Source organism: Flavobacterium sp. (assembly GCF_030146175.1).
Classification (GTDB): domain Bacteria; phylum Bacteroidota; class Bacteroidia; order Flavobacteriales; family Flavobacteriaceae; genus Flavobacterium.
Map to the genome: position 1 here is coordinate 1 of NZ_JASLCE010000099.1, position 14784 is coordinate 14784.

The following is a 14784-nucleotide window of genomic DNA, read 5'->3' on the forward strand; positions in this document are numbered from 1 at the left end:
CATGCACTCGACGGAAAACTCAAATTTGTATATGTAATGATTTCCGAAACGGATGTGATCATCAAAACGTCACCGGCAATTCCGGGCGTGACGGAATTATATGAAATCAACGAAGATTTGACGTTGGATGCATCCAAAATCGAGAATATTTACGAATTTCTGGAATCGTTTAGCGAAGCCAAAATCGAAAAAGCTTTGGAAGCTTTGGAAGCGAATCCGGAATTTAAGGCAAAAGCCGAAAAACGCTATGGGCAATTGATCAAAAATAGAGTCGGAAAAGACGCCGGTATCGAAAGTTTCGAAAAAGCCGCATTGTCGCGCAAGGAAGTCGAGCTGTTTAACGATTGGCATTTTGCCGAAAATGTGATCTCGCTAGGGCGTATGTATGAAGAAGAATGCCGGACTGTTGTCGATTTTATCGGAAGTCTGGTGATGAGTCATCTGGACATTCACGAGTTTAAAGCACAAATGGAAGCTACCGAAAACGAAATGGAGCTGCGCGAGGTATATCATTCCGCTGCCCAAAAAGTCAAAGCCGGAATGTTGGCCGAAGCGAAGGTGTATGGTGGCAGTTGGTTCGGAGAAATAAGCACTTTGCTCGCGAATCATAAGTGTGAAAAACTGATGTTCGAAAAAACACATTTCAAACTCGAAAGCAGCGATGCGCTTAAGGCATTTATGTTCTATCTGAATCTTAATAATGGAATCAGTATTTATTTTGACATCTTCCAATCGTATCTCTACGACCTTACGGAATTCTTCTGGTTCTCACCAACTATAGCCAGAACGGCTTGGGGCGAAACCGATTTTGTGTTACCGGAATTTACCCTAAAATTCAGAAGAAAAGTATTTTACAGAATCAACGACGACGGCGAATGGCTTCGAAAAAGTCCAAAACCGGCTGGCGTTGAATAAACGATAAAACAATCCTATTTCCGAATTGTTTTCGGAGGACTTAACCAACCCAATTACCATGGCTACACAAATGTATGAGGTGCAGTGGAACGACGCTGTCCCGGAAAAATCAATATTGACCAAACAAGAAATAAGCGACTATTGCCGTCATTTTGGACAGGCGACACCGGAACTTAATGAATTTCTGACACGTTTCGATTTTGACGAATGGAAATGCATGCGAATTGCTTTTGATTATGTTTACGGCAAACATTCCGACAAGAACGGCGCTGTGGGTAGTGATGCCGTAGCCTATCTCGGGCTTATTGCAACGACCTTTCTTTCGAAAGAAGGTGAAGCAAAACTACAGGAATATGTCGGTAAGGAACGTTTTATGTATCCGGAAAACAATCGCACGTCGTTCCAGGTTTTCGACGATTGTCCGCTTTGGATTGTCCAGGTCGTAAAAAAGGAACAACACTATGCCGACTGTCTGTTTTTTATGCCAGCCGTTTTCTGGAAAGACGCACAGATGCGTGACGATTCCTATGGATATGAGAAATATACTGTTGGTGATCATCACAAATGGTATGGTGATTTTACAACAAGCGAGCGCCCGATTCGCTATTGGCGTAATAGGATCGGTTCGTATACACCGAATTTTATCGAACGCGAAGGAACCAAAATTGAATTTGGATTGGGACTTCCCGTTTTCGACAAATGGCATAACCGCATCGTGTATTACGATATCAGAGCGTCCGAAAACATGTATTTCCACGATCTTACCCATCCGGAAATCCGACACGAAGCAAAGGGTTATCTGGTGGATTCGCATAATGGCTATTTTTTGATCACACCGGAAGAATACCATTTCGGACAAAAAGGAAGTCTGCTGATCACCGACAAGCAATTCAACAAAATTTCCAAGACAAAAACCAACGTTTATAATTCGTTTGAAAACGATTACTGGAGTGTTTATCTCGATACAAAAGGTATCGTGATGACCCGGAAAGAGACAAATGAAGAAAGACGTTTTAAATACAGCGAAGTTAACTTAAGCAATAATATTGGCGGAAATAACAGTACCGAGCTTTCGATTTGGGCAACAGACGATAACACTGTTTGTTTTTTCGAAAGTCGTAATTTTATTACGATCGACAAAGATTTCAACGCCACTACCATTTCACCGAGCAAACATTTCAAAAAAGAAATCCCGGCCTATTTTTATGATTGTTTCATTAGAAACAAATCGCTCGAACTTTCCAAAAACCGACGACTGTTCTTTACACACGAAGGTGTCATGATGGTAAATGCCAACGGAACACTCGAATATTTTAATCCGAAGCTTACTGAAATCACAGGCGAAGCGGTTTTTTACAACGGTATCAAAGACGAAGCGTTAGGTGGAATCTGGTTTGTCACAACCAATGACCGACTGGTTTTTACGGATGAAAATTTCGAAAAAGGCTACGTGTTTAATTTTACCGAACAATTTTCCGATCCGCATCGAAGCGATAATTATTATGCACAACTCTATTTCGATAACGAACAAAATCTATGGACTTCGTTCTATCGCAATACACTTTATAAAATCAACCGAAAGGAATTAGAAAACAAGCTGAAAACGGCGGTTGCCTATGCTCCAAAACAACTTCAAACACTCTAAAAAAATATGGCTACACAAATTTACGAACTGGATTGGGACAATACACCCGCGGGAAAGTTTATAGTATCCAAACCGGAAATTGTCGCGTATGTTCGGCATTTCGGACAAGACACCAACGAACTGCACGAATTTTTGTCGCGTTTTGACTTTGAAGAGTGGGTTTGCATGGAACTTTTTGTAGACTACATCTACGGAAAATCGACTAAAAGCGGTGAAGTGGGAAGTGATGCCGTGCAATATCTAAGTATTGTTTCGGGTACTTTTTTTACCGAAGAAGCCGAACTCGCGCTTCATAATTATGTCGGATACAACAAGAATAGATTTGAATACAACTACGACGAATCGCCTACATTTGCTACGTTCCCGGATTGTCCGCTTTGGATTATCCAGATTACAAGTCAGGAAAAACAGTCGTCGAGTGCAATTTTCTTTATGCCGGCAATTTGGTGGAAAGATGCAAATATGACCAGCGAATCGTATGCCGACAATCATTTTACCGTGAATTCGCCATGGAACCAATGGTATAATGATCCTTTCGGGAAAAACCAGCATCAGAATATGTACTGGCGAAACCGAATTGGAAGTTATTCCCCGAATTTTATCGCGCGCGAAAACGGTGCAACGATTCCGTTCAACCAAGGTGTCGTTCATTTCGATCCCTTTAGAAATCGACTGCTGATACAAAAAATGCGAACAGAAGAGATGTGTTATTACGATTTGTCGGATTTTAAAACCGAACATACAACGCAGAATTTCCTTAAAGATAGCGCAAACGGATTTATCGAAAGTTCGACTGACGGGTACCGTTTTTATACCGAAACAAAACTGTTGATCACTGATGCGGATTTTAACGTGATTTCAGAATCGGCTTCCAAAGTGGTCAATATTTACGAAGACGATTTCTGGAAAGTAGTGCTCGATAACAAAGGTGTTTTGATGACAAAAAAAGAATCGGGAGACGAAAAACGCTTTAAATATAGCGAACTTAAACTAACGACATCGGCCTTTTCGAACAATCCGGATGACTTGACGATTTATGTAAATGCGAACCGTTCGGTAATTTTCTTCGGAAGCCAAAATCTGCTTTCCATTGTCGACACTTCGTTTACGGTTACGAACATGAATTTGGACAGTTTGTTTAAAAAAGAAATCGCGCCCTATTATTACGATAATGGCCAAAAAAGACAGCTTTTTGCGCTTTCTGCCGAAAGACAATTACTACTGACCAACAACGGGGTTTTCGAGCTTGGAAAAGACGAAAAACCAAAAATGATCAGCCAAAAACTGAAGGAAATCACCGGTGAAGTTTTGTTTTACAGTGCGCTAAAAGACGACGCTTTAAACGGAATCTGGTTTGTTGCCGGTATAGATCGTTTGGTTTTTACCGACATGAATTTCGAAAAAGGTTATGTGTTTAATTTTACCGAACAAGACCTTGCATACAAGTATTTCAATGATTACCGTTGGAGCGAGCTCTTTTTGGATCGGGATGGGAATTTATGGTATTCGCTTTTTGGATCGGAACTTAAAAAAATCGCCAGAAAGGAACTCGAATCGAAATTAAAAACGGCAGTTGCCTATGCTCCAAAACAACATAAAACGCACTAAAAAATAATGGCTACACAAATTTTTGACGTTCAGTGGAACGATACACCTGCCGGAAAACCGATACTTTCAAAACCGGAAATTATTGATTATGCCCGACATTTCGGACAAGATACCAAAGAACTGCACGAATTCCTGACGCGTTTCGACTTTGAAGAATGGGTTTGTATGGAACTTTTTGTGGATTACGTTTACGGACGAGTAGACAAAAGTGGTAGCGTAGGAAGTGACGCGGTAGAATATCTAAACATCGTTTCGGGTACTTTTTTTACCGATGAAGCCGAACTGGCACTTCATAATTATATCGGATTCAACAACAATAAATTTGAATACAACTACGACGGATCGCCACCATTCGCGACGTTCCCGGATTGCCCGCTTTGGATTGTCCAGGTGACAAGTCAGAAAAAATATGAGTCGAGTGCGATTTTCTTTATGCCGGCAATTTGGTGGAAAGATGCCCGTATGACCAGCGAATCGTATGCCTATAGTCATTTTACCGTGAATTCAAGATGGAACAAGTGGTATAGTGGCTCTTTCGATAAAAACCAGGATAAGTGTATCTATTGGCGAAATCGAATCGGAAGTTATGCTCCGAATTTTATCGCGCGCGAAAGCGGTTCAACGATTCCGTTTGTCTACCGTGATATCCATTTCGATGTGCTTAGAAATCGGGTGTTTATACCGCAATCCCGATCGGAAGAGATGTGTTATTATGATTTGTCGGATTTTAAAACCGAGCATAAAACGCAGAATTTCCTTAAAGATAGTGAGCTCGGATTTATCGAAAGTTCGGCCGAAGGGTATCGTTTTTATACCGACAAAAAACTGTTGATCACCGACGCGGACTTTAACGTGATTTCAGAATCCGCTTCCAAAATCGTTAATATTTACGAAGACGATTTCTGGAAAGTGGTGCTCGATAACAAAGGTGTTTTGATGACGAAAAAGGAATCAGCAGAGGAAAAACGTTTTAAATATAGTGAGCTTAAACTAACAACTTCGATCTATTCGAATAATCCGAATAGTTTGACAATTTATGTGAATGCAAACCGTTCGGTGATTTTCTTCGGAAGCCAAAATCTGCTTTCCATTGTCGACACTTCGTTTACGGTCACGAACATGAGTCTGGACCGTCTGTTTAAAAAAGAAATCGCGCCGTATTATTATAATAACCGCCAGGTAAGAAAGTTTTTCGCGCTTTCTGCCGAAAGACAATTACTATTAACGGATAGCGGCGTTTTCGAATTGGGAAGCGACGAAAAACCAAAAATGATCAGCCAAAAGCTAAAGGAAATCACAGGAGAAGTTTTGTTCTATAACGCAATAAAAGACGACGCTTTAAACGGAATCTGGTTTGTTGCCGGTATGGATCGTTTGGTTTTTACCGACGTGAATTTCGAAAAAGGCTATGTGTTTAATTTCACCGAACAAGACCTTTCGGACGAACACGTCAATACCTACCGTAGTAGCGAGCTCTTTTTTGATAAGGACGGGAATTTATGGTATTCGCTTTTTGGACCGATGCTTAAAAAAATCGCCAGAAAGGAACTCGAATCGAAATTAAAAACAGCTATCGCCTTCGGAAAATAAAAGTTATGGAGACACAGGAATTACCACAGGCTTTTCAAAAAGGACTTTGCTGATACTATTACTGGATTTTATACAATCCGACCAACCAAAAATAAAATATTATGGAAAAAATGACGCTTAAAGAAGCCAAATCCATTCTTAAAAAACACAAGCTCGAAGCCGACGGAAAACACCTTTTTGATGCGTTTAACAATTTTGAATTATTGGAAGCATTACTGGTGGCGGGAGCAGACGCAAACTACGTTGAGGCCCAGTTCAACGTTCCGGTACTTTCACTGGCCTATAGCCGACAAGAATATACAAATTTCGGATTGCTTCTGGAATATGGCGCGAATCCCGATGTACCTTCAAGCGTGTTTACGAATCGTGAACCGATTATTTTCGAAATTACGAGTCCACAAACAGGGGTTGACGGCTTTCTTTATCTTATGATCAAAGCTGGAATCGACTTGAATCAAATACATCCGGAATCGGGATATACCTTGTTGCAACACGCCGCAAGCCGGTATTTTGTTTCGCTTGAAAACCTAGAACATCTGATTGCGAAAGGTGCTGATCCGAATCTGCCAAACCAGGATGGACAAACGCTTTACGACTTGATCGACAGCGAAAAGATCAAACTTGATAAACCGGTTTTACTTGCCTTAAAGAAACATCAAACGGGTTATGTCGAACGTCCGATAGCATTTCAGATAGTTGCACCGCCCCAAAAACCGGAATGGGACACTTATTTTTCTTGTCCCCGTGGTTCGTTCCGGGTTGTAAAAGTGCTGGGTAAAACCGATGATACCCTTACTGTTAGAATGTATCGTACCGAACGACACGACATCGATTTTCCGAGAACACATACCGATTCGTTGAGCATCATTTTTGCGCTTCTGGAACATTCGAAAACGCCATCGGAATGGAAAGATGCGGTTTCGGTATTCCATTTCACGGGTAATCATGCTGTTTTGGCACGCCATTATATCCAATCGCATATCGTTTCGGATTTTAATCTGACAATGCACGCCGAGATATGGGAGGAGAAAAATTATAAACCTTTCGACGATATGTCTGAAGAAACGCGTGAAAAATTACAGCAAGCTACAATGACGATTACCGTAACCGAACCGGAAATGCTCAAAACGATCGAAGTAGGAAGCTGGGCTAAAATCCCGGGATTCAACGTTGCACCGCTTTGGTATCTCGAAAACAAGACGACTTCGCAGTATTACTTTTTTTATATCAGTGGTGGTGGCAGATGGATCGCAAAAGAAGGCGAAATCGGTGTGGAAGCGAAAGGTAAAGTCATCGGAGGCATTGCCAGCGGCGGGTATTATAAAGAAGAATACATTCGGGCGGAAGCGTTCGTTTCAAAGAAATTTGAGGAAGGTTTTGAGCTCATCTATAAAAATTTTGATACGGCTTACAACCTTGAAGAAGGAATTGAGGAGGCAGCAAGGGAAGCGAAAATCAACGAAAATAAAAATCAGGATTACAGCGAAGCAGCATTTGAAGCGTTAAAACAGAAAGATGTTGAAAAACTGGCCGAGATACTCAAAACCGGGGTTCATCCGGATACACTGAAAGACAATTATGGAAACAGCATGCTTGAAGCTACCGGAGGGGCCTACTATCCGGAAGCGTTTCATCTCGAAATGCTTAAGCTTTTGCTGGCTTCCGGAGCGAATCCTGATACGGCCAATTATAATGTACCGCTTATCCATAAAATAGCCATACGTTCCAAGAACGAAATTACCGATGAAATGGTGCGACGTCTTGTGGAAGCCGGTGCCGATGTGAACGTTATTTCATCGAGAGAAGCGCAATCGACATTACAGTGCGCTTGTCGCGGAGGAATGCTTTGGTTTGTACAATACTTGCTCGAAAACGGAGCCGATCCGAATTATAAAGATAATGACGAAGAAAGATCCGCGTTGCAGTATGCTTTGGAGGCACAAAGAAATGCTACTGCCATAATCGATTTGTTGCTTCAGTACGGAGCCGACAAGAATTCGCTTTATGCCTTTTATCGTTACGACAACGCATTTGAAAGGGCTGGAACCCTGGAAACCGTTGAAAAGCTGATCGAAATGGGATTCGATATCAATATGCTGAATGGTCACAAATACCCGGCACTATTTAAAATCGCCGAATACGGTTCGGTGAAAATGTTTGAGGCTTTCCTAAAACGGGGTGCAACTTTCGAACTGCATCAGATTTTGTATAATATCACGGTACGATTCAGGATGAATGATAAAGCGGTCATCGAAAACCAGATTCAAAAACTGCGTATTCTGTATGACCTGGGATATGCGTTGATTTCGATTACGGACAACAATCCGCTCCAAACACTGGTTGAAGATAATCTTATCCGACGTAAGAAAATTGCCAAATGGGAAGAAAAAGCCCTGCTTGATCTTTGGGAAATGGATTGTGTTCCAAGGCGTATGTATAAACTCAACGAATTATACGAGTATGTGACAAAAGTGAATTGCAAGCCAATGATGGAGAAATGCCAGGAGCGCATTGCAACCATTCAAGCCGCGTTAAATTAACAACTGAAACGATCCAAAACTTTATACAATCCGACCACAAAAGACAAAATATTATGGAAAAAATGACGCTTAAAGAAGCCAAGTCCATTCTTACAAAACACAATCTAGAAGCCGACGGAAAGCACCTTTTTGATGCTTTTGGGAATCTCGAAGTATTTGAAGCACTTCTGGCCGCCGGTGCCGATGCGAATCATTTTAATACCTATTTTAATGTTCCGATTCTTTCGTTAGCCTATACCCGAAAAGAATATTCAAACTTTAAAATGCTTCTGGAATATGGCGCGAATCCGGACATCCCTTCAAGTGTGTTTGAGAATCGCGAACCGATTATTTTCGAGATTGCTTCTCCGCAAAAAGGAGTGAGTAGTTATCTCCGACCGATGATCAAAGCCGGAATTGATTTGAATCAATGGCACCCGGAATCGGGATATACCTTGTTACAACACGCCGCAAGCCGCTATTATGTGTCGCTTGAAAACCTCGAATATCTGATTGAAAACGGTGCTGATCCGAATCTGCCAAACCGGGATGGAGTAACGCTTTATGACTTGATCGACAGCGAGAAAATCAATCTTCGGAAACCGATGGTACTCGCTTTGAAGAAACATCAAACAGGTTATGTTGAGCGTCCAATCGAATTGCAAATCATTCCACCGCCTCAGATACCAAAATTAGATACGCATTTTTATCATTCGCTTGGTTTGTTCCGTGGGATAAAAGTGCTGGATAAGACCGATGATACACTTACCGTACGAATGTATCGAACCAAACAATACGACCTCGATTTCCCGAGAACACATACCGATTCACTGAATATCATTTTTTCACTTTTGGAACATTCGGAAACACCATCAGCCTGGAAAGATGCGGCTACTGTATTCGATTTCTGGAAGGATCACGCTGCCGTGGCACGTCATTATATCAAATCGCATATCGTTTCGGATTTCGATTTAACGTCTCACGCCGACCTTTGGGAGGAAAGTGGATATATGGCTTTTGACGAGATATCGGAAGAAACGCGTGGAAAATTGCGACAGGCTACGATGACTATCACTGTAAACGAACCGGAGATGCTTAAGACGATCGAAGTAGGAAGTTTGGTTAAAATCCCGGAATTCATTGTTGCACCGCTTTGGTATCTTGAGAACAAGGCAACGTCGCAGTATTATTTCCTTTATATGAGTGACGGTGGCAGATGGATGGCGAAAGAAGGTACTATCGGTGCGGAAGCAAAAGGAAAAGTTATTGGCGGCATTAGCAAAGGCTACCATAAAGAACAAAACAATAGAGCGGAAGCATTCGCTTTTAAAAAATTAGAGGAAGGTTTTACGCTCGTCTACAAAAATTTTGACACGGCTTATAACCTCGAAGAAGGAATAACGGAAGCAGCGCGGGAAGTCAAAAACAATGAAAACAAAAATCAGGATTATAGTGAAGCGGCCATTAATGCGATCAAAAAGAAAGATGTGGCCAAGCTTGCGGAAATTCTAAAAAAAGGTGTTCATCCGGATACCTTGAAAGAAGAATATGGAAAACTGGCACTCGAACGTATCGCTAATGAATATATTCCGCAGCAAGTCCATCTTGACATGCTTAAATTAATGCTCGAAAACGGAGCCGATCCGAATCATGAGTTGTATGAACACGAACCTTTGTTACAGAAAGTGTGCCGACACGCGAAAAATGAATTTGCGGATGAAATGGTACGCGCATTACTTGATGCCGGAGCGGATATTTCGACCGTTGGATCTGAATTGTACCAATTTACTTCGAACCTGCAAGCCGCTTGCCAGGGCGGTATGTTGTGGTACATTGAGTACCTTCTGGAAAAGGGTGCCGATGTGCATTATAAAGATGAGAATGGCCTTTCGGCATTGAATTATGCCGTGAGAGCGGAACGGAATGGGGTTGAAGCCATCGATTTACTGCTCAAAAACGGAGCGGATAAAAACGATCTGAATCTGTTTTACGGTTCCGAAAATGTGTTTGAATATGCCCAAACTCCTGAAGTCGTGTATAAGCTTGTCGATTTGGGATTTGACATCAATATGCCACGCTATAACAGCGATTATCCCGCGATCCTTACGGTTGCCAAAAGAGGCTCCGTGACCATGTTTGACACCTTCCTGAAATTGGGTGGAATGGACGAAATGCACCGCATTCTGGATAGTCTGTATGATCGTTTGGACCAAAATAGTCAATCCACGATCGAGGAACAAATCGAAAAGATGCGACTGATGCAAAAGCACGGACATTCGTTGCATTCGTTTTCCTATTTCAATCCAATCGAACGGCTTGTCGATAAGAATCTTAAAAGGCGCAAAAAAATTACCAAATGGGAAGAAAAAGCCTTGTTAGATCTTTGGGAAATGGATTGCGCACCAAGACGTTTGAGTGAGCTTAACGAACTATACGAATACCTGACAAAAGTGGATTGTAAGCCGATGATCGAAAAATGCGGAAACTATATTACCGAAATTCAAGCGGCTTTAAACTAATACCTGAAGAATATTCAAATGGAAAACTATTACGCTAAAGTCGTCGACATATTTGAAAGGCAATTCGATGTCCCTGTTACCGAAGACGGTACGGTTCAGATATCGAGTGCGCTTAAAATAAAAGCACTGGAAACCAATGCGCTCAAGGTTTTTTGTCGCAATAACGAACTCCGGACGCTTATTGCTCCCAATGCGATTTCGGTTGGATGTAACAAAAATAAACTGACATCGCTACATCTCGAAAACGCCGAAAGTGTGCATTGCGGTGAAAACAAAATCGCGGAATTGCAGGCACCAAAAGCTACGGTCGTGAAGTGCTACATTAACTGTTTGACCGAATTACGGCTTGATAGCGCAGTCGAAATAGAATGTTACGGAAACAACGATTTGACCGTTATTTACGCTCCGAATTTACGCAAGATCGATAAATTTGAAAATCTCGTGCAAACGGAGAATTTTGCTTCGCGGAAAGAAATCGATATCACGCTTAAAAATCATTTTGATCGCAGAAATCCGGAAGGCTATACAACCGAAACATTCGATCTTGAAATCGCACTCGATCTGGACAAACCCAGAACAATCGATACGGTTAAACTCGTGATATCGATTTACGATCCGGCGGTGCAATTTGAAGTTTTCCTGATGGAATTAAAGGATCAATTCGGGCAGCAGGACCATATCGTAAAACAAATAGAATTTCCTTTTGAAGTAATTCAACCGATGTATTTTGCCTTTTCCGTTCCGATACGATCCTATGTTACGGGGACAAAAAACCTATTGGATATTATTCGGGAAACACCAGAAAGTGAACGTTTGTATGAAAGAGAATTCCATATTGACGTGACGTGCTATCTCGAATCCCAAAACACGCAGGATAAAATTTATACCAAGACGTTTGTAATCGATAATCCGTTTTACGGACGTTATCAATGGGAATTGGATACGTTTACCGAACCGGCAAAAGTTTTACAAGACGAAAAATACCTGTCGGAGGCGCTTGCAAACGTTTCGGATGATCTTGAAGAAGCGTTGCTTGAACTTTTTGAATTACACAAAGACCAAATTGCAGAAATCGCGGAATTCGTGGATGGTATTTCCTACGATATCCTGCCACACGAACGTTATGCTGCCATTTCATTCAGAATAACCGAAGACGAGGAAAAATACAGCCCGGCCGATTGGGAAAACTACAGTTTGTTGGAGTACAGCAATTGCAAGTCGGAGAAATTTAAGGTGTTTTCGAAAAGCTTATTTCAATTGTTTTTTGAAATCCAGTCGAGTTCGGATGATTTTGAAGACATAGAAGCGCGTATCAACGATTTGTTGCTAACGGCAATTGCTAAGGCCGTTTTGCGTTCGTCGATAGCTGAAAAACTGCGCGATTGCGGGATTACGAATGCGCCATTACTTACGGACACTTTTGATAAAACTGTCGAATACATTGTTTCCGTTTCGGAATATGGAGAAGATCCGTTTAATTACTGTGAATCGGTTATTTCGAATACCGAAACGAAACCTGTGGACAAACGCATCTGCCTTGATAAATTTTAAGATATGAAACAACTTAAAACCCGCGAACTGCTTTACGACGGAATGGAAGGCGAATCGCTTTATAACGAAAGTCACTACTTTTTCGGGCGAAATTTTACAATGACGGAAATCTTGCGAAATCCATTCGCCAGACTCAAAAGAAAAATCGAAATCGAAAACGAAGCCTACGAGCAAATTATTTCGGATGCCGGATTTACAAGTGTAAGCTCGTTTTTTAAGCATTTGGAAGAAACCGAAGAAGTACAGTATCGCTCCCAAAACGGATTGTCGTTGTATTATGTGACGCACCTGCATATGCTATTTGTTTTTTCATTTGGCGAAACCCAGCCGGCACGTTATCAACTGTATTGCGAAGGCGTTTGGGAAATGTATGTGAATCGTTGGGAAGACACACCCTAAGTTATGATATAGAAAAAGCCTGTACTACTAGTACAGGCTTTTATTTGACTTAATTATTCGGGATTGTTATCGCTTAATCATTTTTTTGGTAAAGGAAATACCATCAGGAGTCGTTATTTTTAAAATGTAAGTTCCAGCAGCTAGATCGGCAATATTTAATAAATTGCTATGGCTGGATGTCCCAACAAATCGTCCATTTAGGTCAAATATATCTACGTGTTTTATTTCTTTATCGAAATGTACCGTTGTGGTAGCCGGGTTAGGGTAGAAGTTAAAATTAGAAGTAGTTGGATCGTTAAGACTTAAAACGTTTTCCACGCTAACTACATTTTTGAAAGTAGAACCCCAAAGTCCCTGATTGTCTTTTAATCGAATATTAAAAACATACAGCCCTACGGAACCCGGAACGGGAACGCCATTGGCACGGAATTTTTCGAAGGCACTATTGAAATTTCCATCAGTGGCTACGATAGGTGTTCCGTTTCCATAACCTGGATCGGTACCCCAAAAATATTCCCCTTGTATAATCTCAACAAGTCCTTCTGTTACCGAAGCTTCGACATTAACAACACTAGAAAAAGTGGAGCCCCATAGATTCTGGTTGTCTTTAAAACGGATGTTGAATTTGTGTAAACCAACACTCGGCAGGTTGATGCCCGAAGCGGCAATTTTTTCGAAAGCACTGTTAAAGTTACCATCGGCGGCTGCAATTACGATACCATTGCCTAATCCCGGATCGGTATCCCAAAAATATTCGGCTTGTGTTATGGATACTTGTCCCTGAACAAAGTTGGCCGCAAAAAAAGCTATCAATATATAAAGTCGTTTTTTCATCTCTTTTTATCGATACATTATTTCGAAAAACCAGAACCTGATACATTTAACTGGGTACCGGTTGTAATTCTTCTGGGTATGTTTAAATAATTTATTTGTGCTCGGTTACCACTGTCGGCTGGCCAATAATTGCTCCAACTGTTGGAACCACCTCCGTTACCGGCATCATTACGTGTTAAATCCAAATCGGTGTATTCCACTGCCGGAGAACCAGCGTTTACATTGGCACCGCTAACACTCTGACTGTTGGGATTGATGGTGAAATTCCCCGAAGTATTCGATCCCTGATTGGCAACATTATTTAAAACAAAAGAAGATTGCGACATGTTGTAGTATGCTGAAACCGTTGCATTCGAGTTGTAATTGTAGATCAGAAAATCACCGCCAAGTGCCAATACATTATTGTATACCGAAATGTTTCCGGTATTTCCAGTTGACAGATTGATTGTAATACATTCCCCATATTGACCTCCGCCGCTGGTTCGTGTATCGGCAACATTATTGGTGATTTCATTGGTACTTCCGTTTTTGACACCCCAAATGCTGATGGAACTTTGCGGAAGGAAGTTGTTTAAAATTTTAAAAGCATAGTTTCTTTGGTAATTGGTAATCCCGTAACTCGCAATATTGGCGATGATTTCAACGTCATCCGTAGCCAAACTGGTATCATCCGTATGGGTTACAAACAGCGATCCTACAGCATTACCGGTACATCTTCCATGCGATATAATTGTTTCACTATCTACTGTACATCCGGAAATATTGGTAGTGGCATTTACCTGACCGGCATCTAAGAAACTCAAAACAGAATTGAAGACGTTTAAAGTGGTTCGGCCACCGGTTGTAGCACCGGAAATGGTAACACTATTTGCAATGGCATTGTGAAGGGTAACCACTCTTCCTGCCAGTGGCGTTATGACAACGGTTCCCTGCAGTTTGTATTTTTGATAATTGGTTTCCGAAACAAAAGTCAACGACTTATTGATCGTTATATTTTCAATATAGGCGGCATTTGCATTTTTGGGTTTGATAATGATTCGGTCCCCGTTTGTTGCGGCTGTTATTGCGGCACTCACGGTTGCGTAAGCACCATTGGCTCCGTTTTCCCGAACATATAAATCGGCAGCTGAGGTTATCGAGGTAAACAGACAGGCGATGGCACTAAAAAGTACTATTTTTTTCATTGCGCTTTTTTAGGAATTGA

The 14784-nt window shown here is 41.4% G+C and carries 10 protein-coding genes; 8 read left to right on the forward strand and 2 right to left on the reverse strand.

All coding sequences use genetic code 11. The annotated features are described in order from the left end of the window. The 8 genes from Q1R07_RS11200 to Q1R07_RS11235 all read left to right on the forward strand — a co-directional run. The coding region (locus tag Q1R07_RS11200) for a hypothetical protein (RefSeq protein WP_300490030.1) at positions 1-915 on the forward strand (915 nt) is incomplete at its 5' end. 58 nt (positions 916-973) lie between these two features. Beyond that, entirely contained in the window at positions 974-2560 is a 1587-nt protein-coding gene (locus tag Q1R07_RS11205; protein ID WP_300490033.1) for a hypothetical protein, read from the forward strand. 6 nt (positions 2561-2566) lie between these two features. Next, positions 2567-4168, forward strand: a complete 1602-nt coding sequence (locus Q1R07_RS11210; RefSeq protein ID WP_300490036.1) for a hypothetical protein — start codon at positions 2567-2569, stop codon at positions 4166-4168. Positions 4169-4174: 6 nt separating this feature from the next. Further along, a complete protein-coding gene (locus Q1R07_RS11215) occupies positions 4175-5758 on the forward strand; it encodes a hypothetical protein (RefSeq protein ID WP_300490039.1) in 1584 nt (527 codons plus the stop codon). Positions 5759-5859: 101 nt separating this feature from the next. After that, positions 5860-8298 (forward strand): ankyrin repeat domain-containing protein, encoded by a 2439-nt coding sequence (locus tag Q1R07_RS11220; RefSeq protein ID WP_300490042.1) that lies wholly within the window; start codon positions 5860-5862, stop codon positions 8296-8298. A 53-nt stretch (positions 8299-8351) separates the two neighbouring features. Continuing rightward, on the forward strand, positions 8352-10796 hold the full coding sequence (locus Q1R07_RS11225) for an ankyrin repeat domain-containing protein (RefSeq protein ID WP_300490045.1): 2445 nt from the start codon (positions 8352-8354) through the stop codon (positions 10794-10796). Positions 10797-10814: 18 nt separating this feature from the next. After that, positions 10815-12347 carry a hypothetical protein gene (locus Q1R07_RS11230; RefSeq protein ID WP_300490048.1) on the forward strand — a complete coding sequence of 511 codons (1533 nt, stop codon included), beginning with the start codon at positions 10815-10817 and terminating at the stop codon, positions 12345-12347. 3 nt (positions 12348-12350) lie between these two features. Next, positions 12351-12746, forward strand: a complete 396-nt coding sequence (locus tag Q1R07_RS11235; protein WP_300490051.1) for a hypothetical protein — start codon at positions 12351-12353, stop codon at positions 12744-12746. Positions 12747-12812: 66 nt separating this feature from the next. Here Q1R07_RS11235 and Q1R07_RS11240 read toward each other — a convergent pair whose 3' ends face one another. After that, positions 12813-13580, reverse strand: coding sequence for a T9SS type A sorting domain-containing protein (locus Q1R07_RS11240; protein WP_300490053.1), 768 nt, complete (start codon positions 13578-13580; stop codon positions 12813-12815). 17 nt (positions 13581-13597) lie between these two features. Next, on the reverse strand, positions 13598-14764 hold the full coding sequence (locus Q1R07_RS11245) for a hypothetical protein (RefSeq protein ID WP_300490056.1): 1167 nt from the start codon (positions 14762-14764) through the stop codon (positions 13598-13600). Between the last annotated feature and the right edge of the window lie 20 nt (positions 14765-14784).

Coding starts and splice junctions, on each gene's coding strand:
- Q1R07_RS11230 (WP_300490048.1), top strand. CDS start 10,815: ATGGAAAACTATTACGCTAAAGTCGTCGACATATTTGAAAGGCAATTC.
- Q1R07_RS11215 (WP_300490039.1), top strand. CDS start 4,175: ATGGCTACACAAATTTTTGACGTTCAGTGGAACGATACACCTGCCGGA.
- Q1R07_RS11245 (WP_300490056.1), bottom strand. CDS start 14,764: ATGAAAAAAATAGTACTTTTTAGTGCCATCGCCTGTCTGTTTACCTCG.
- Q1R07_RS11210 (WP_300490036.1), top strand. CDS start 2,567: ATGGCTACACAAATTTACGAACTGGATTGGGACAATACACCCGCGGGA.
- Q1R07_RS11235 (WP_300490051.1), top strand. CDS start 12,351: ATGAAACAACTTAAAACCCGCGAACTGCTTTACGACGGAATGGAAGGC.
- Q1R07_RS11220 (WP_300490042.1), top strand. CDS start 5,860: ATGGAAAAAATGACGCTTAAAGAAGCCAAATCCATTCTTAAAAAACAC.
- Q1R07_RS11205 (WP_300490033.1), top strand. CDS start 974: ATGGCTACACAAATGTATGAGGTGCAGTGGAACGACGCTGTCCCGGAA.
- Q1R07_RS11225 (WP_300490045.1), top strand. CDS start 8,352: ATGGAAAAAATGACGCTTAAAGAAGCCAAGTCCATTCTTACAAAACAC.
- Q1R07_RS11240 (WP_300490053.1), bottom strand. CDS start 13,580: ATGAAAAAACGACTTTATATATTGATAGCTTTTTTTGCGGCCAACTTT.